This window comes from Sporosarcina sp. FSL K6-2383, assembly GCF_038618305.1.
Lineage (GTDB): Bacteria > Bacillota > Bacilli > Bacillales_A > Planococcaceae > Sporosarcina.
The window spans coordinates 2466809-2484205 of the sequence record NZ_CP152017.1; the positions used below are offsets into that span (position 1 = coordinate 2466809).

General features: G+C 42.6%; 18 protein-coding genes. All 18 read right to left on the reverse strand.

The features are described from left to right. Positions 1-25: 25 nt before the first annotated feature. Positions 26-940, reverse strand: coding sequence for a GTPase Era (gene era, locus MKZ10_RS12200; RefSeq protein ID WP_342505221.1), 915 nt, complete (start codon positions 938-940; stop codon positions 26-28). Continuing rightward, positions 924-1334: a cytidine deaminase gene (locus MKZ10_RS12205; protein WP_342505222.1), complete on the reverse strand. Its 411-nt coding sequence runs from the start codon at positions 1332-1334 to the stop codon at positions 924-926. The genes era and MKZ10_RS12205 overlap by 17 nt, the downstream gene beginning before the upstream one ends. A 12-nt stretch (positions 1335-1346) precedes the next feature. Further along, positions 1347-1697 carry a diacylglycerol kinase family protein gene (locus tag MKZ10_RS12210; protein WP_342505223.1) on the reverse strand — a complete coding sequence of 117 codons (351 nt, stop codon included), beginning with the start codon at positions 1695-1697 and terminating at the stop codon, positions 1347-1349. A gap of 4 nt (positions 1698-1701) precedes the next feature. Then, positions 1702-2172, reverse strand: a complete 471-nt coding sequence (gene ybeY, locus MKZ10_RS12215) for an rRNA maturation RNase YbeY (protein ID WP_342505224.1) — start codon at positions 2170-2172, stop codon at positions 1702-1704. A 21-nt stretch (positions 2173-2193) separates the two neighbouring features. Then, positions 2194-4320 (reverse strand): HD family phosphohydrolase, encoded by a 2127-nt coding sequence (locus MKZ10_RS12220; RefSeq protein WP_342505225.1) that lies wholly within the window; start codon positions 4318-4320, stop codon positions 2194-2196. 69 nt (positions 4321-4389) lie between these two features. Then, the gene (locus MKZ10_RS12225) at positions 4390-5349 is read right to left on the reverse strand and encodes a PhoH family protein (RefSeq protein WP_342505226.1); all 960 of its coding nucleotides are present in this window, start codon (positions 5347-5349) and stop codon (positions 4390-4392) included. 4 nt (positions 5350-5353) lie between these two features. After that, positions 5354-6436 (reverse strand): sporulation protein YqfD, encoded by a 1083-nt coding sequence (locus tag MKZ10_RS12230; protein WP_342505227.1) that lies wholly within the window; start codon positions 6434-6436, stop codon positions 5354-5356. Further along, a complete protein-coding gene (locus MKZ10_RS12235) occupies positions 6429-6686 on the reverse strand; it encodes a hypothetical protein (RefSeq protein ID WP_342505228.1) in 258 nt (85 codons plus the stop codon). Before MKZ10_RS12235 ends, MKZ10_RS12230 begins: the two co-directional genes overlap by 8 nt. A gap of 50 nt (positions 6687-6736) precedes the next feature. Next, positions 6737-7258 (reverse strand): hypothetical protein, encoded by a 522-nt coding sequence (locus tag MKZ10_RS12240; RefSeq protein WP_342505229.1) that lies wholly within the window; start codon positions 7256-7258, stop codon positions 6737-6739. 37 nt (positions 7259-7295) lie between these two features. Continuing rightward, positions 7296-8309: a flotillin-like protein FloA gene (gene floA / locus MKZ10_RS12245; RefSeq protein ID WP_342505230.1), complete on the reverse strand. Its 1014-nt coding sequence runs from the start codon at positions 8307-8309 to the stop codon at positions 7296-7298. Beyond that, positions 8309-9646 (reverse strand): nodulation protein NfeD, encoded by a 1338-nt coding sequence (locus tag MKZ10_RS12250; protein WP_342505231.1) that lies wholly within the window; start codon positions 9644-9646, stop codon positions 8309-8311. The genes floA and MKZ10_RS12250 overlap by 1 nt, the downstream gene beginning before the upstream one ends. Positions 9647-9823: 177 nt before the next feature. Beyond that, positions 9824-9997 carry a 30S ribosomal protein S21 gene (gene rpsU, locus MKZ10_RS12255; protein WP_016426884.1) on the reverse strand — a complete coding sequence of 58 codons (174 nt, stop codon included), beginning with the start codon at positions 9995-9997 and terminating at the stop codon, positions 9824-9826. Positions 9998-10439: 442 nt separating this feature from the next. After that, complete coding sequence (deoC, locus tag MKZ10_RS12260; protein WP_342505232.1) at positions 10440-11111, reverse strand: deoxyribose-phosphate aldolase; 672 nt, start codon at positions 11109-11111, stop codon at positions 10440-10442. 116 nt (positions 11112-11227) lie between these two features. Continuing rightward, complete coding sequence (gene mtaB, locus MKZ10_RS12265; protein WP_342505233.1) at positions 11228-12568, reverse strand: tRNA (N(6)-L-threonylcarbamoyladenosine(37)-C(2))-methylthiotransferase MtaB; 1341 nt, start codon at positions 12566-12568, stop codon at positions 11228-11230. Positions 12569-12584: 16 nt separating this feature from the next. Further along, positions 12585-13325: a 16S rRNA (uracil(1498)-N(3))-methyltransferase gene (locus tag MKZ10_RS12270; RefSeq protein ID WP_342505234.1), complete on the reverse strand. Its 741-nt coding sequence runs from the start codon at positions 13323-13325 to the stop codon at positions 12585-12587. A gap of 4 nt (positions 13326-13329) precedes the next feature. Beyond that, positions 13330-14274 carry a 50S ribosomal protein L11 methyltransferase gene (prmA, locus tag MKZ10_RS12275; RefSeq protein ID WP_342505235.1) on the reverse strand — a complete coding sequence of 315 codons (945 nt, stop codon included), beginning with the start codon at positions 14272-14274 and terminating at the stop codon, positions 13330-13332. A gap of 14 nt (positions 14275-14288) precedes the next feature. Next, positions 14289-15416 (reverse strand): molecular chaperone DnaJ, encoded by a 1128-nt coding sequence (gene dnaJ, locus MKZ10_RS12280; protein ID WP_342505236.1) that lies wholly within the window; start codon positions 15414-15416, stop codon positions 14289-14291. A gap of 114 nt (positions 15417-15530) precedes the next feature. Continuing rightward, positions 15531-17363 (reverse strand): molecular chaperone DnaK, encoded by a 1833-nt coding sequence (dnaK, locus tag MKZ10_RS12285; protein WP_342505237.1) that lies wholly within the window; start codon positions 17361-17363, stop codon positions 15531-15533. Between the last annotated feature and the right edge of the window lie 34 nt (positions 17364-17397).

The window sequence follows — 17397 nt, forward strand, 5'->3', positions numbered from 1 at the left end:
CGTACTTAAGCAGCATTCCTTATTATTAATATTCGTCTTCTCTAAAACCAAATTCCTTCAGCTGACCAGGCTTATTGCGCCAGTCCTTTTGTACCTTAACCCACAACTCTAAAAATACTTTTGATCCTAACAACATTTCAATATCATACCTTGCTTTCGTGCCAATCTCTTTCAGCAACGCACCTTTTTTCCCAATGACGATACCTTTTTGAGAATCGCGGTCTACAACAATCGTCGCCATCACATTAATCATTTCACGCTTTTCTTCGCGCTCTATCTTCTCAATAACAACCGCCACGGAATGTGGAATCTCTTCCCGTGTCAAATGCAAAACCTTTTCGCGAATCAATTCAGAAATGATGAAACGCTCTGGGTGATCCGTCACTTGATCGTCTGGATAATATTTCGGCCCTTCCGGCAAATACTTTGTCAACGTCTCATTTAAACGCTCGACATTATTTCCATTCATCGCAGAAATCGGTACAATTTCTGCAAAATCGTATTCCGATGTGTACGAAGTAATAATTTTCAACAGCTCATCTGGATGCACCAAATCGATTTTATTGATAATCAAAAATACAGGTGTCTGCGTATTTTCAAGCATTTCGATAATAAAACGATCCCCACGGCCAATCGCTTCGTCTGCGTTGACCATGAACATAATGATATCGACTTCCTTCAATGTATTACGCGCCGTCTTCACCATAAAATCGCCTAACTTGTGCTTTGGTTTATGAATCCCTGGTGTGTCAATGAAGATGAATTGCGAGTCTTCCGTCGTCACAACTCCTTGCACTTTGTTACGAGTCGTCTGTGGCTTATCACTCATAATGGCAATTTTCTGCCCAACGACTCGGTTCAAAAATGTCGATTTCCCTACGTTTGGACGACCAATAATCGAAATAAAACCTGATTTGAATGATTTATTGTTTGGCTGCATAAGAGAGATCCTCCTTAGAAAACGCGCCGGGCAACAATTCTGCAACCGTAGTTTCAAGGACGTCCCCTTTTAAATTCGTTAAATAGACAGGCATAGAGCCCTCACAAAATTCAGCGATAACTTGTCTACATGCGCCACAAGGAGAAATCGGACCATCTGTATCTCCAACAACTGCCAACGCCTTAAATGTATGAACACCTTCTGAAACCGCTTTGAAAAAGGCAGTCCGCTCCGCACAATTTGTCATACTATATGCTGAGTTTTCAATATTGCAGCCATGATAGACTGTCCCATCCTCAGCAACTAATGCCGCTCCTACCGGGAATTTAGAATAAGGGACATATGCTTTGTCCCGTGCTTTTTTCGATTCAACAATCAATTTTTCTATTTCCATACAAACACTCTCCTAATTAAACCATTTCGGTACAAATATGATCAATCCAATTATAACACTTATAATTGCATACACTAGCACAGCTCCCGCTGCAAGATCCTTTGCTTGCTTAGCAAGCGGGTGAATTTCTAGCGTAATAAGGTCCACAACACGCTCGATAGCAGCATTCATCATTTCAAGCGCCAGCATCCCACCGACTAGCAGTAAAACGATACACCATTCCATCGCTGATAAGCGAGTAAATAAACCTGCAACACTCACAACAGCAGCAGCAACTAGATGAAATTTCAAATTTCGTTCAGCCTTTATACCATATAAAATCCCACTCGATGCATAGTCAAAAGCCTTGAAAAACTTCCGCATTGTGTCACCTCTCAAGTCCGAATGAAGCAAGTATCTCCTTTTGTCTGCTGAACATTTTTGTTTCATCATCCTCTGTCATATGATCATAACCGAGCAAATGCAGGAAGCCATGAAGCGCAAGAAATCCCATTTCACGCGTAAAATCATGACCATATTCCTCTGCCTGTCTAGTAGCAGTTTCCACAGAAATAAGTATATCACCTAAAACCGTTGGCATGCCTTCTTCTGCAACAATTGCCACTTCACCTTCTGTCATCTCTTCAAGCGCAAATGAAATAACATCCGTCGGCGTATCCTTGCCACGATACTCCGCATTCACTTCTTGAATCGCTTCATCCATCATAAACGTCACAGATACTTCTACCTCACCTACTAGCGCCTCTTCATGCGCCGCGTGACTCAATAATTCACGAATTAACCCTTCCACTTTATGATCAACGGTAGCCGTTTCATCGTCAAAATAGAGGTCTAGCATATTTACAATCTCCTTTCACACTCACTCGGGATATTCAATCCGACTATGGAACGTGCCATTTAATGTTTCGCAAATCACTTTTTCTGCTTTCTTTAATTCTTTCATAGAAAGATCGCATTCGTCGAACTGTCCATCATTCAAGCGGTCGTTAACAATGGCACGCACAAGTCCAGCAATTTTTTGCGGAGTCGGCTCTTTCATCGATCGAACAGCAGCCTCCACACTATCCGCAATCGAAATAATTGCAATTTCCTTCGTTTGAGGTTTCGGGCCAGGATAGCGGAATTCTTCCTCCACAACCTCTTTACCCGATTCCTTCGCTTTCACATAAAAATACTTCAATGTGCTCGTCCCATGATGTTGACGTGCAATATTAATGATTTCACGCGGCATCTTATACTTCTCCAATAGCTTTGCGCCGTCTTCAGCGTGGGCAATAATAATATCACGGCTTTTTTCCGGTGGCAATGCATCATGTGGATTTTGTCCCGGATGCTGGTTTTCGATGAAAAATCCTGGTCTCATCGTCTTGCCAATATCATGGTAGTAACTCCCGACTCTTGCCAATAAACCATTGGCACCAATTGCCTCGCAAGCTGCATCAGACAAATTCGCAACCATGACACTGTGGTGATAAGTACCTGGTGTTTCAATCAATACTTTCTTCAATAACGGATGATTCGGATTCGACAACTCAACTAGCTTCATATCTGATAGCAACCCGAAAGCCGTTTCAAAAAATGGCATTAAACCAATTGTTAAGGCTCCCGACAAAATACCTGAAGCAATCGCCGCAATTAGGTAAAAACCAAGCTCTGACAGATCATAAGCAGATTGCGTCATCAGCAAATAAAAAGAGATAAATAGCATATTGGAAGCAACGACACCCGCACTTGTTCTCAAAATACTCGAACGCCGTCCCCCATCTCCTAGTAAATAGAGGCTGACAACGCCCCCAAATAATATGTACAATGCCACCTCCATCTGAATGATCGCAGCAAATCCTTCCTGCAACATCACGCCTGCAGTGGCTGCCGTAATAATTGTCGTCATAATAGCGATTCGTTCATTCGTCAACAACTTTACTAGCATGGGTGCTAACGCTGTCGGGAATAGAAATGCCAATAAGACATCGAAATCCTTATCAATTAACGCAATTAGTTTCATCATGATGACGAGTAGGAAAAAGACAGAAAGCACGATGACCAATGCTTTTTTCTTTACAGAACTATGCTCCTGCCAAGTATTGAAATGCATGAAGATAATGCCAGACACGAACAACACAAACAAGGCAAGACCGGCAAACGGTTTCACTGTCGATTGATTGTTCAATAAGCCTGTTAGCTCTAGCTGCCTATAAATTTCTCGATCAATCATTTGCCCTTCACGAACGATAACCTGTCCTTGCAAAATCCGAGTGGGTTCAACAGCTGCACGCGCTTGCTCAATGCCCGATTCCGTTGCTTCCTCATTGATTGTTTCTGTTTCCACGACTAACAATCGCCCTAATGTCAAAATAGTTTGTAGAACAGATGGTGGAATCGTATCCGCAAGACGTATTTTTCTTTCTACTTCGTAGCGAACCGTAGACAAATCCTCTTTGCGGATTGGCTTCGACAACTCTTCATCAATCGTCGTCGCAAGAACGTATTGGATGTCCTTTAACACTTCCGTTTTTTGCGCCAATAACACTGAAATGGCATCATCACTTAACCGTAAACCCGGCTCTTCTTTTTCTAGATTACCGAGCTTTTTACGCATTTCAGCAATTTGCATTTTATTGTCTAAAACGGACTCATCATCTTCAGACTGTGCGAGCTCCCCCATCTCTTTTACGTCAATGAGGAAATCGAATATAGATGTCGCAATCGCTTGTCGATTCTTCCCAACATCCTGAGACAACTGATAGACAGGCGTCACTTCTCGCGCTGCCCGCTCCCGATCCTGCTCCGTTTTCACTGAATCCTCGACTGTTTTAATAGATCTGATAGTTTCTGGCGAAATTTGTAACGATTCCAGCTTATACGTCTCTTTCTTGACACTTCCATACATAATTGAAAACAGGAGTATCCCTGACAATCCGATCAGGAATATGGCTAAGTATGTGAATTTCAGTGACAGAAAAAACTTCCTAATTGGCCGCAGCATTGAACATCCCCCATTTCTTTATATAGACTGAATTCAGATAAAGCAGTACCTGTAAAAAAAGCAGTCAATTTAAGATGACTGCTCTTCTTCATAAGCTTCAATAATTTTTGCAACTAGCGGGTGGCGTACAACATCCCCTTGTTCTAGGTACTGAAAACTAATATCACTCACTTTGCTTAGAATACTTTCCGTCACAATTAAACCAGATTCGACACCTCTTGGTAAGTCAATCTGAGTTTTATCCCCTGTAATCACCATTTTAGAACCAAAGCCAAGACGCGTCAAAAACATTTTCATTTGTGCTTTTGTTGTATTCTGTGCTTCATCCAAAATAACAAATGCATCATCTAGTGTTCGTCCTCTCATATAAGCAAGCGGTGCAATTTCAATAACTCCTCGTTCAATAAGTCGATCCGTCTGTTCCGTCCCTAGCACGTCGTGGAGTGCGTCGTATAACGGGCGTAGGTATGGGTCAACTTTCTCCTTCAAGTCGCCAGGAAGAAAGCCCAGACTCTCTCCTGCCTCTACAGCAGGGCGTGTCAAAATAATTCTTTTAGCTGAGCCTGATTTCATCGCTTGAATGGCAAGAACTACCGCCAAATATGTTTTCCCTGTTCCAGCAGGTCCAATACAAAATACAAGATCCCGCGTGCGGATGGCATGGACATACTCACGCTGACCAATCGTTTTCGCACGAATCGCTTTTCCTTTACTATTTCTTGCGATTTCTACATCATATAGTTCTGCAAAATATTCAATCGTTCCGCCTTTCACCATCTCAATAGCAGTTGACACATCGCGCTGATTAATATTCACGCCTTTGCGAATGACCTTCAGTAGCTGCTCCAAAAGAGCTTTTGCCGACTCACGGTTGTCTTCTTCACCGCTGAGCGCAATTGTGTCGCCTCTTGTCAAAATGGAAATGCTCAATGCTTCTTCGATTAATTTCATATTTTGGTCGGAAATCCCGAGTAGCATAACCGCTTCGTTCGGGTCTTCGACATGCAGTTGAATCAATTGTTCATCCATGGTCTCATTCTCCTTGTGAAATCGGTCTTTTGATAGCAATATTGTCATTGATTAAAAACAATATGGTCCCACTAACTTTATCATTATCGAATGACACGTGCAAAATTTTTTCATCTTGAACGATAGCTTTTGATAATGATTCAGACAGTAATTTATTTTTCAAGAGTGGAATAAGAACAGTTTCCTCCATACCTACCACTAATTCGAACTGTCCAGCTTTATCATTTCTATGTCGTTCTGTTTGGATAAAAGATTTAAGAGACCACTTTTTCTTTTGTTGTTGCCAGGGGAAATTAAAAGAAAGCTCCACCGTCTCTTCTCCCTGCAATTGATACTCAACGATATTCGGTAAATTAAAAGAATATTCCACCCAATAATCAGCATAGACCTCCCCGTCTGCGCCGACTACAGCTCTTTTATCACCTTGTACTAAAATTCCTGTAGCAAGCGTATCACCCTTTTTAACGGTCTGATGGACACGACTGACCCTTTCCCCCTTTTTTAATGCAAAGTCAGTAATAACACCACCTGTACGTGCGACTAAATCAGCTGGCGGTTCTTCTGTTACTACTTCATCTATTGTTGGAGGTGACAGCATCGGAATGACCGTCAACGTCGCTCCAACTCTTCTAAAACGCACCCATGATAAGGAAGGATCATCGAGCATAAGATCCCTGCGAATCTCCCCTTCATCAGGGATGAACGCGAGAAGTCGTAACGGTACAATCGAAGCTTTTTCCAGTTTTTGATCAATTCGTTCCACAACCTCTGGCCAATCCGATTCCACTTCCACTGTCCAGAGGAATAACGAAGCGATAAAGGGAATCACGCAAGCAATGAGAAATAAATTTGAATTAAAAATCCCCTTCACACCCGACTCTACTCCAGCAATCGATATTTTGACAGTCACACGATAACGCCTTCTAGTGCGACGAATAATCATCAGTCCTTGACGATCTGTTCGAAAGCGAGCCACACCTTCTACGACAGATAACGATGAAACCTTCGCACCAGTTGTCGCAAGCTTGGTAAGGAAGCCAGTTAGGTCGCCGTTCCCCGAAACTTTAATATCATATCGCCTACGCATGATACTTTTCCTCATCCTCTTCCGCCGATGTCACATGCAACATCGTCATGGCTGTAAACGAAAATACAGCCACTTCTTCTGACAGCGTTTCAACAATCAAATCCTTACCCGATGCCTCAATTTTGTAATCACCACTTTTAATCACCGCAAAATCGGGGCCGAGCTTGAGTAATGTATATGGACCATTAATGCGTAATGAAGAAAATTCTTCAATTGTTACTGATGAACCTGTATTAAATATTTTTCTCAAAAATAAAAACCCCCTACTCATATCGTATGACATGAGTAAGGGGTCAATGATTATCGTTTTGATTTTGGTGGTCCAAAAATTTCGGAGAAGATAATCCCCTTGATAAGGTCCTGTTTAGTCTTAGGCATTAAATCATGCGATTGCATAGTAGATGCCATTTGATATTGAGCGCCATGTGCTGACAGGCGTCCGCTATGTCTTTTGCGGTCCCTCGAGCTATCTGGACGCTCTTTTCGTTCAACTGTCGCACGCGGTGTAGTAGAACGAACAGGTTCGGCTACTACAGGCGCTACAACCGGTTGAACTGGAACAACGACAGGTCGTTGTGGTACTGCTTCCCGCGGCAATTGCCGACTAGGTGGTTCCTCATCCGTACGTTGCATTTCTTTCTGCAATTCACGGTATAAGTCTTTAGACATTTCTTTCAATTTACTTTGCGGACTGTCTGGAACACGCCCAGTTGCCGTGAACGGCTTTGACTGACCTTTTGCTGGGCCCTCCGTCTTCCCTTTTCCTTTTTTAAAAAAAGAGGAGACAATCGCAATAATAACAAGAATGATTATCTGTTCCATCCGTGCATCCCCCTTCCAGGAAATGGCCGATTATCAATTAGTTCTTTTTAAGGTCCGGATTGCTATGATCTCCATCAAAACCGCTAATAGAATCACGCATACCTGTGTCTGCTTGGATATTTTTATAGTTCATATAATCCATTACACCAATATTACCTGTGCGAAGTGCTTCTGCCATCGCAAGTGGAACTTCCGCTTCAGATGCAACAACTTTTGCACGCATTTCTTCTACTTTCGCCTTCATTTCCTGTTCGTTGGCAACAGCCATTGCACGACGTTCTTCTGCTTTCGCCTGCGCAATATTTTTATCAGCCATCGCTTGTTCAGTTTGAAGTTCGGCACCGATGTTTTTACCGATATCAACGTCTGCGATATCAATGGATAGAATTTCGAATGCCGTTCCTGAGTCAAGACCTTTTGCTAATACAGTTTGAGAAATCATATCTGGATTTTCCAATACTTTTGCATGGTCAATCGATGAACCGATTGTTGAGATAATCCCCTCACCAACACGGGCAACGATTGTTTCTTCACCAGCACCCCCGACAAGGCGGTCGATGTTGGCACGTACTGTAATACGTGCTTTTGCTTTTACTTCAATCCCGTTCATAGCAACACCAGCGATAAATGGTGTCTCAATCACTTTCGGGTTAACGGACATTTGAACAGCTTCTAGTACGTCACGACCTGCAAGGTCAATGGCAGCACAACGTTCAAAAGTCAATTCGATATTCGCACGATGCGCAGCGATTAATGCGTTGACAACGCGGTCAACGTTACCACCTGCAAGATAATGACTTTCTAGTTGGTTAATCGATACATCAAGCCCCGCCTTATGTGCTTTAATAAGCGGGTTAACAATACGACTTGGAATAACTCGACGCAGACGCATCCCAATTAGTGTGAAAATACTTACGCGTACACCTGCAGCCATGGCAGAAATCCACAGCGTGACGGGTACTAGAGTGAAAAATACGGACAATACGATTATTGCTACTACAACAATAATGACAATTCCTACAAAACTACCTGAAGCTAAAATTGCTGGCATTATTCATTCTCCCCTTTCTCTACTGATTCCCTCACTACAATCCGGGAACCTTCAACCTTAACAATAGTAACACGTATTCCTTTTTCAATGTAACTTCCTTCAGAAACAACATCAATACGTTCTCCGTCCAGCTCAATGGCACCCGCTGGCCGTAGCGCCGTGGACGTTTTAGCAATGCGTCCGAGTAATTCCACTCTGTTGACATTAGATACATAACCACTTTCCGTATCCGTTGAATCCATAAGCACAACTTTGTTAAGCAAATGCAACTTTTTACCGAAAAACTTCATAATAATCACCATCCCCGTAATAGCGATAACAATCGCGATAAGGACAGAAGTCGCCATAAGTATCGGATTGCCGCCCGCCATAATAATACTACCAATAATTGCGAGCGAACCAATAGTTCCTGCTATACCATGCGGGAGGAAGAATTCTGCGACGACAAGAATAGCTCCAATGACAAACAGAATAATCGTTTCATAGCCCGCAAGACCAGCCACTAAATGCCCGTAGAAAAATAATACAAATGCGATCAAAGACATCGTTCCCGGCACACCAAATCCTGGCGAATACAATTCCAAGACAAGACCAAGACTCGCAATTGACAACAAGATTGGAACAACGACCGGATTTGTAATGATGCTCGCAAGACCTTCTGCAAAGGTTTTATTTGTTGAAATGACTTCTGCATTTTCATAGCCAGTCACTTGAAGTAGTTCTTTAAAAGAAGCTACTGTACCTTCACTGTAGCCGACTTCTTCTGCTTCCCGAGCAGTCAGCGTCAACAGCTCGCCTACACCTGCCCGATACTTAGGAAGATTAATTGAACGATCTGCCATGGCATCAGCAATTTCAGGGTCACGTTCATGGCTTGATGACTCCGCAGCACTTTTCATATCAGCTCGCCACGAACTATGTGCCTTATCCGCCGCTGCATTCCCGGCGGAATCAATCACTTGTGAAGCTCCCATTGTGGCGTTTTTCGACATGTAAATATCATCTGCATGCAGGGCGATAAACGCACCAGCTGATATGGCCCTGTTATTGACGTAAGCGATTACCGGCAACTCTGTCTCATCCATTAACTTAGCAATTTGCCAAGCCGCATCTACAAAGCCACCCGGTGTATCAATCTCCAGGATGATCGCTTCTGCTCCTGCTTCCTTAGCTTCCGAAAACGAGCGCTGCAAAAATGCATACGTACCTTTGCCAATTTCTTTTTCAATCGGCACTTTATATACTTTTTGACTAGCCGCATCAGTTGCTGCAAATGGTAGCGCAAACATGGATACGAATAAAATGAACAGGAGTACGCTTCCTATCATTTTACGCATTGTAGTTTCACCTCTTTCTATACTTTATTATATCTCTATATACGGGTGAAAAGCTCGGAAGTTTCATTTTTCTTTAAAAAATTCATCTTCACAACAAATAAACCGGAAAACCCCTGAGGATTTTCCGGTTTACCAAATTTTAGATTCATTACAAGATTGAATTCATGGCAACAGGAATTAGAACTTACGTTTCCTTGCAGCTTCAGATTTCTTTTTACGTTTTACGCTTGGTTTCTCATAGAACTCGCGCTTTCTTACCTCTTGTATTGTTCCACTTTTGGATACAGTACGTTTGAAGCGGCGAAGAGCATCTTCAAGCGATTCGTTTTTACGAACAACAGTTTTCGACATATCTCTTGTCCCTCCCTCCAAACACACTTCGAACATAGCCTAGTGCCATGTACTCAAGAATTATACCGCATAATTTAAATTTGGTCAATATAAAACTTTTAAATTTAATTCAGTAGGAACAAACTCTACTGAATTAAATTTAAGCCTCCGGCGGATGCCACAGATTTTCAAAGGGAGTTTATCGAGCAGGCTCGATAAAAATCTGGGCACAAATATGCCAAGGCATATTTGATTTTAATTCAGTAGGAACAAACTCTACTGAATTAAATTTAAGCCTCCGGCGGATGCCACAGATTTTCAAAGGGAGTTTATCGAGCAGGCTCGATAAAAATCTGGGCGCAAATATGCTTTGGCATATTTGATTTTAATTCGGTAGGAAACAAACTGTAGTGTATGCCTTTTCAATCATTACACACACAATCATTTGTTCAATATAGTTAGATTAATAATCTGTTTCAGATGCTAGGCCCTGCATGATTTGGACGCCTGAGCTAGCGCCAATTCGTGTCGCACCCGCATCAATCATTTTTTTCATGTCATCAAAGCTACGAACGCCGCCTGATGCTTTAACTCCAGTTTCCGGGCCAACTACTGCGCGCATTAGTTTAACATCTTCCTCCGTTGCACCGCCTGTTGAAAAGCCTGTTGACGTTTTCACAAAATCAGCGCCTGCAAGGATAGACAGTTCGCATGCTTTTCTTTTTTCTTGCTCCGTTAGCAAAGCTGTTTCGATAATAACCTTTACGATTGCTTTCCCTTTTGCCGCCTGAACGACAGCTTCGATATCCTGTTGGACAAGCTCATCATCACCGCCGCGAAGTGCGCCGACATTAATGACCATATCAATTTCACCAGCACCATTTTCAATCGCATTCGTCGTTTCAAATGCTTTCACAGCTGACGTCGATGCGCCAAGCGGGAAACCAATTACCGTACAGACTTTAACAGGTGAGCCTTCAAGTTCAGCTGCTGCCGTTTTCACCCACGTCGGATTAACACAAACAGATGCGAAACTGTATTGGCGAGCCTCCTGACAAAGCACAATAATTTCAGGCTTCTTCGCGTCAGCTTTTAGTAATGTATGATCAATATAAGTTGCAAATTTCGTATTCAAATGAATACCTCCTTCAAGTTGTCCGTACTTCTTCCATCATACCAACAATCCTTTGATTCTGCACGAAAAAAGTCATTCCAACCAAATAAGGTCGAAATGACTTTTCACTTGTTCACTTATGCGTGCACTTCCTCATCTTCCATGACACGAACAAACTGTCCTTCGTTATATGGATAGCCCGGTTTTGTAATTTTGACGCGGACAATTTTACCGACCATCGACTCATCGGCCGGGAAGACTACTTTCAAATAATTATCCGTATAGCCTTCATACAAACCACTATCCGGATCCAATTTGTAAGACGTTTCTGGGATTACTTCAAGTACTTCATCTTCAAATGTCGATGCATATTCTTTCGCCAATTGATCATTGAGTTCAATCAAGCGATGTACACGTTCATTTTTCACATCTTCCTCAACTTGGTCTTCCATTCTTGCGGCAGGTGTACCCGTCCGTTTTGAATAAGGGAAAACATGTAGCTCGGAAAACCGATGATCACGGATGAAATTATACGTGTCCATAAACTCTTCTTCCGTTTCACCAGGAAAACCAACAATAACGTCTGAAGTAATTGCAAGTTGCGGCAGTGCCTCGCGTAGTCTATCTAAACGCTCCGCAAAAAATGCCATCGTATATTTTCTACGCATCCGCTTTAGGACGGTATCCGATCCGGACTGAATCGGGATATGTAGATGACGAACTACAATTTTTGACTCTCTCAAAACGTCGATAACTTCATCTGTTAGTTGACTCGCTTCAATTGAACTAATCCGTAAACGCTTAAGGCCTGTCACTTGCGACTCCAAATCACGCAGTAAACGTGCAAGATTATAGTCCTTCAAATCTTCCCCGTAACCACCCGTATGGATTCCCGTCAGCACAAGCTCCAAATAACCTGCATCTACTAGTTGTTGTGCCTGACGAATGACTTCCTGCGGATCACGAGAACGCATTAAGCCGCGCGCCCAAGGAATAATACAAAATGTACAGAAGTTATTGCAGCCTTCCTGAATTTTCAACGAAGCACGTGTGCGATCCGTAAATGTAGGGACATCCAACTCTTCATAAACACGGTTTTTCATAATGTTACGAACAGCATTAATAGGCTGACGCTCTACTCGATATTCATCAATTAAACCGAGTAACTTATGCCGATCCTGTGTACCGACAACGATGTCAACGCCAGGGATTGCCATAATTTCAGCAGGCGACGTTTGCGCATAACAACCCGTTACACAAATAACTGCATCCGGGTTTTTCCGAATAGCCCGGCGGATTACCTGCCTACTTTTCTTGTCACCCGTATTGGTAACCGTGCATGTATTGATGACATAGACATCAGAATTCTTTTCAAAATCTTCGCGACCATAGCCGGCATCTTTAAATAGTTGCCAAATCGCCTCAGTTTCATAATGATTCACTTTGCAGCCCAACGTATGAAATGCAACCGAAGCCATCAACTGCTCACCTCTTTCATTCAAATTCGTAAGACATTGCGGACAATAAATACAACGGAGCTGTTTCTGTTCTCAAAATACGCGGACCTAAGGCAATCGGCAAGAAACCAGCCGAACGTAATAATTCCGCTTCGCTTCTTGATAAACCGCCTTCAGGTCCGAAAACAGTGAGAACTGTTTGACCTGAATTAACCTGCTTCAGTCGTTCTGCAATACGATTCGGATTGCCACTTTTAGCATCTTCCTCATCAGCAAAAAGAAGAACATCATAGTTTCCCGACTGTGCGATTAATTGTTTAAAGGAAGCCGGACTTGCGACATCAGGAATAATCGTCCGATGACATTGCTCCGCAGCCTCTTTCGCAATTTTACGCAGTCGTTCCACTTTTTTATCACCTTTTTTGGCATCCCATTTGACAATAGAACGCTCTGCTTCAAACGGCAAAATGCCCTCCATGCCCAGTTCAGTTCCTTTTTGCACGATTAAATCGAGCTTATCACCTTTTGGTAAACCACAGGCAATCGTAACGCGGACAGGCATTTCATTCGATTTCAGCGAACTTGCTTGGCTCTGAATCACGACCCCATCTTCAAGAAGGTCCGTAATAGTAGAAATGTATGCTTCTCCACCTGACACTGCAATCAGTTCATCACCCACAGTCATTCGCATAACCCGAAGAATATGTTTACCATCCTCACCTGTAATGTTTGCTTGCTGTCGGTCGTTAAATTCAGATTGTAAAAAATAGCGTTGCAAAGGGTTACACGCCCCTTTTTTGAGCGACGATAGCTACCCAATCTTCCATTAGAACAGACTCGACGATATCAAATCCTTTTTGGATAAGATCATCCTTCACAAGGTCACGCTTCTGCCCAATAATACCCGACACGATGAACAATCCTTCTTCCGGTAAAATGGCATAAGCATCTTGCGAAAAGGACAAAATAACTTCTGCAAGGATATTCGCAATAATAATATCAGCCGGTTCTTTGATTGAGTCCAGTAGATTACCATGTGTCACCGTGATTTTTTTATCTACTTTATTCAACAATATATTTTCTTTCGCTGCAACAACTGCTACATCGTCTAAGTCTAACGCATGGATATGGGATGCCCCTAGCAATGCGGCACCAATTGATAGCACACCCGATCCCGTACCAACATCGACAACTGTTTGCCCAGGCTTGACATACTTTTCGAGTGCTTGTAAGCACATCACTGTTGTTGGATGCGTCCCCGTGCCGAATGCCATTCCTGGGTCTAGCTCAATGATTAATTCATCAGACTCAATCGGCTCATAGGCTTCCCAAGTTGGGACAATTGTAAAACGGCCAGAAATTTTAACTGGATGGTAATATTGTTTCCATGCAGTTGCCCAATCTTCCTCATCAATTTCATTCGTTTGAATGGCATTTTTTCCAACATCTAGCCCAAACTCAGCTAAGCCTTCGATAGATTGGCTAATATCCTTCATCGTTTCGATTAAAAAACTATTGACGGGTAGATAAGCTTTTACAATGACACCGTCGATAGGGAAATCATTTTTGTCGAGCGCATAAATCTCCCCGAAACGGTCCTCATGGATTCGATCTGGCTCTACTGAGTCTTCAATGACAACACCACTAGCACCTGCTTCATGCAAAATATTCGCTACCGCTTCAGTTGCTTCATGCGTTGTATGGATGGCAATTTCTGACCATTTCAAATGACTTCATCCTTTCAGTCGCCTTTGATTGTACGCTTGATTTTATCAAATAAAGAGCTTGAATATTCTTCAGGTGTATTGCCGCTAATCGCTGCAAATTCACGCATTAGTTCTTTTTGTTTTTCTGTCATTTTTTTAGGTGTTACAATTTTTACGACGACATGCTGATCACCAATGCCACGTCCATGAACGTTTTTAACACCTTTGCCTTTTAAGCGGAAACGTGTGCCTGTTTGTGTGCCTGCCGGAATTTTCAAGTTAACACTGCCTTGTACAGTTGGCACTTCAATTTCATCACCAAGTGCAGCTTGTGGGTAAGATAGATTTAGCTCTAAGTAAATATCATCATCTTCACGGATGAATTTCTCATGTGACTTCACACGGAATACGATATATAAATCGCCTGCAGGTCCACCTTTATAACCTGGTTCCCCCTGCCCCGTTACGCGAAGTTGTTGACCATCATCAACGCCTTCAGGAATCGTGACTTTGATTTTCTTCCTTTTCGTTACTTTTCCTGCACCGTGACATGTTGTACATTTCTCAGGAATAATTTTCCCTGTACCTTGACAATGTGGACATGCACGGCGATTGACCATCTGACCAAGTGGTGTGTTTTGTGTGACGCTAATTTGGCCAGAACCGCCACAATGGTTACATGTTTTAGGCGACGTCCCTTTTTTAGCACCCGAACCTTCACAAGTATCACAGTTTTCTTCTTTCGGTATTTCAATTTCCGTTTCTTTTCCAAATACAGCTTCCATAAAATCAATCGTCATAGAATACTGTAAATCATCACCTTTTCTTGGTGCATTCGGGTCGCGTCGTCGTGAATTACCGCCACCGAAAAATGTACTGAATATATCTTCGAAACCGAAGCCATCTCCACCACCGCCGCCGCCGAAACCACCGAATCCCTGGTTTGGATCAGTATGGCCGAATTGGTCATAATTCGTTTTCTTCGCGTCATCACTTAGCACTTCATAAGCTTCTGTTGCTTCTTTAAATTTCTCTTCAGCGTCAGCTGCTTTGTTTAAGTCAGGGTGATACTTTTTCGAAAGACCTCTGTATGCTTTTCTAATTTCGTCTTTGGACGCCGATTTTGATAAACCTAGCACGTCATAATAATCTCGTTTACTCATTTTCCACACTCCCGAAATACATTTGCCTATCTCTATTGTAGCACTTCTTACTCGCATTAAAAACGAAAAAGCCAAAGCCGGAATATCGGACTTTGACTTTTCCGTCAACACTTCTTATTTGTTTTTATCTTCGTCGATAATTTCTTCAAAATCAGCATCGACTACGCCATCATCCTGTGGCTCGCCTGCTTGATCAGCACCATCAGCATTTTCTGCCGCTGCTTGCTCATAGAGTTTCATCGTCATTTGTTGAACGATTTCTTCTAATTTGTCTTTCTTCGCGCGGATATCATCAAAATCTCCAGCTTCAAGTGCAACTTTCAATTCTTCCTTCGCTTCTTCAACGCTTGTTACTTCTTCTTCAGACACTTTACCTTCTAGGTCTTTCAATGTCTTTTCAGCCATGAAGACAAGTTGGTCCGCTTCGTTTTTCAAGTCAGCTTCTTCTTTACGCTTTTGGTCTGCTTCAGCATTTGCTTCTGCATCTTTCACCATGCGCTCGATTTCGTCGTCAGATAGACCTGAGCTCGCTTGGATTGTAATATCTTGCTCTTTTTGTGTACCAAGGTCTTTCGCTTTAACCGTAACGATACCATTTTTATCGATATCAAACGTTACTTCAATTTGTGGAACACCACGTGGTGCTGGTGGAATATCCGTCAATTGGAAGCGGCCAAGAGTTTTATTGTCGGCTGACATCGGACGTTCCCCTTGCAGTACGTGAATATCTACTGCTGGCTGGTTGTCTGCAGCCGTCGAGAATACTTGTGATTTACTTGTTGGAATCGTTGTATTACGTTCGATTAATTTCGTAAATACGTTACCCATTGTTTCAATACCTAGCGACAATGGTGTTACGTCAAGAAGTACTACATCCGTTACGTCTCCGCTTAGGATTGAACCTTGAACAGCTGCACCCATTGCAACAACTTCGTCTGGGTTTACGCCTTTATACGGCTCTTTACCAGTTTCTTTTTGAATTGCTTCTTGCACAGCTGGGATACGTGTTGATCCACCGACAAGAATAACACGATCAATTTGCGATGCAGATAGCTCAGCATCCTTCATCGCTTGACGAGTTGGTACCATTGAACGCTCGACAAGATGAGCTGTCAATTCGTCAAATTTCGCACGAGATAATGTCACTTCAAGGTGAAGTGGACCTGCTTCTCCGGCAGTGATGAATGGTAGTGAGATTTGTGCAGAAGTTACACCTGACAAGTCTTTTTTCGCTTTTTCAGCGCCATCTTTCAAACGTTGCATCGCCATTTTATCTTTTGATAAATCAACGCCATTTTCTTTGCGGAATTCCTGTACAAGGAAGTCAATGATGACGTCATCGAAGTCATCTCCACCAAGTTTGTTATCTCCAGCAGTTGAAAGAACTTGGAATACACCGTCGCCTAGTTCAAGGATAGACACGTCAAATGTACCACCACCAAGGTCATAGACAAGGATCGTTTGGTCTTCATCTGTTTTATCAAGACCGTAAGCAAGTGCTGCCGCAGTTGGCTCGTTAATGATACGTTCTACTTCAAGACCAGCAATTTTACCTGCATCTTGTGTGGCTTGACGCTGTGCATCACTGAAGTAAGCAGGGACTGTGATAACTGCTTTTGTAACGGGCTCGCCAAGATACTCTTCCGCATATCCTTTCATATATTGAAGAATCATTGCTGAAACTTCTTGTGGTGTATATTCTTTGTCGTCCACTTTCACTTTATAATCTGAACCCATATGACGTTTAACAGACATAATTGTGTTCGGGTTTGTAATCGATTGACGCTTCGCTACTTCCCCAACTTGTCTTTCGCCGTTTTTGAACGCGACAACAGATGGTGTTGTGCGGTTACCTTCTGGATTTGGAATTACTTTCGGCTCTCCACCTTCATATACTGACACTACTGAGTTTGTTGTTCCTAAGTCAATACCAATAATTTTGCTCATAATCAAATTCCTCCTAGAAATAATACTACCTTTT

What these genes read in the sequence shown, in the direction of transcription:
- era (WP_342505221.1), bottom strand. Translation starts at nt 940, where the DNA reads ATGCAGCCAAACAATAAATCATTCAAATCAGGTTTTATTTCGATTATT.
- MKZ10_RS12205 (WP_342505222.1), bottom strand. Translation starts at nt 1,334, where the DNA reads ATGGAAATAGAAAAATTGATTGTTGAATCGAAAAAAGCACGGGACAAA.
- MKZ10_RS12210 (WP_342505223.1), bottom strand. Translation starts at nt 1,697, where the DNA reads ATGCGGAAGTTTTTCAAGGCTTTTGACTATGCATCGAGTGGGATTTTA.
- ybeY (WP_342505224.1), bottom strand. Translation starts at nt 2,172, where the DNA reads ATGCTAGACCTCTATTTTGACGATGAAACGGCTACCGTTGATCATAAA.
- MKZ10_RS12220 (WP_342505225.1), bottom strand. Translation starts at nt 4,320, where the DNA reads ATGCTGCGGCCAATTAGGAAGTTTTTTCTGTCACTGAAATTCACATAC.
- MKZ10_RS12225 (WP_342505226.1), bottom strand. Translation starts at nt 5,349, where the DNA reads ATGGATGAACAATTGATTCAACTGCATGTCGAAGACCCGAACGAAGCG.
- MKZ10_RS12230 (WP_342505227.1), bottom strand. Translation starts at nt 6,436, where the DNA reads ATGCGTAGGCGATATGATATTAAAGTTTCGGGGAACGGCGACCTAACT.
- MKZ10_RS12240 (WP_342505229.1), bottom strand. Translation starts at nt 7,258, where the DNA reads ATGGAACAGATAATCATTCTTGTTATTATTGCGATTGTCTCCTCTTTT.
- floA (WP_342505230.1), bottom strand. Translation starts at nt 8,309, where the DNA reads ATGCCAGCAATTTTAGCTTCAGGTAGTTTTGTAGGAATTGTCATTATT.
- MKZ10_RS12250 (WP_342505231.1), bottom strand. Translation starts at nt 9,646, where the DNA reads ATGCGTAAAATGATAGGAAGCGTACTCCTGTTCATTTTATTCGTATCC.
- rpsU (WP_016426884.1), bottom strand. Translation starts at nt 9,997, where the DNA reads ATGTCGAAAACTGTTGTTCGTAAAAACGAATCGCTTGAAGATGCTCTT.
- mtaB (WP_342505233.1), bottom strand. Translation starts at nt 12,568, where the DNA reads ATGGCTTCGGTTGCATTTCATACGTTGGGCTGCAAAGTGAATCATTAT.
- dnaJ (WP_342505236.1), bottom strand. Translation starts at nt 15,416, where the DNA reads ATGAGTAAACGAGATTATTATGACGTGCTAGGTTTATCAAAATCGGCG.
- dnaK (WP_342505237.1), bottom strand. Translation starts at nt 17,363, where the DNA reads ATGAGCAAAATTATTGGTATTGACTTAGGAACAACAAACTCAGTAGTG.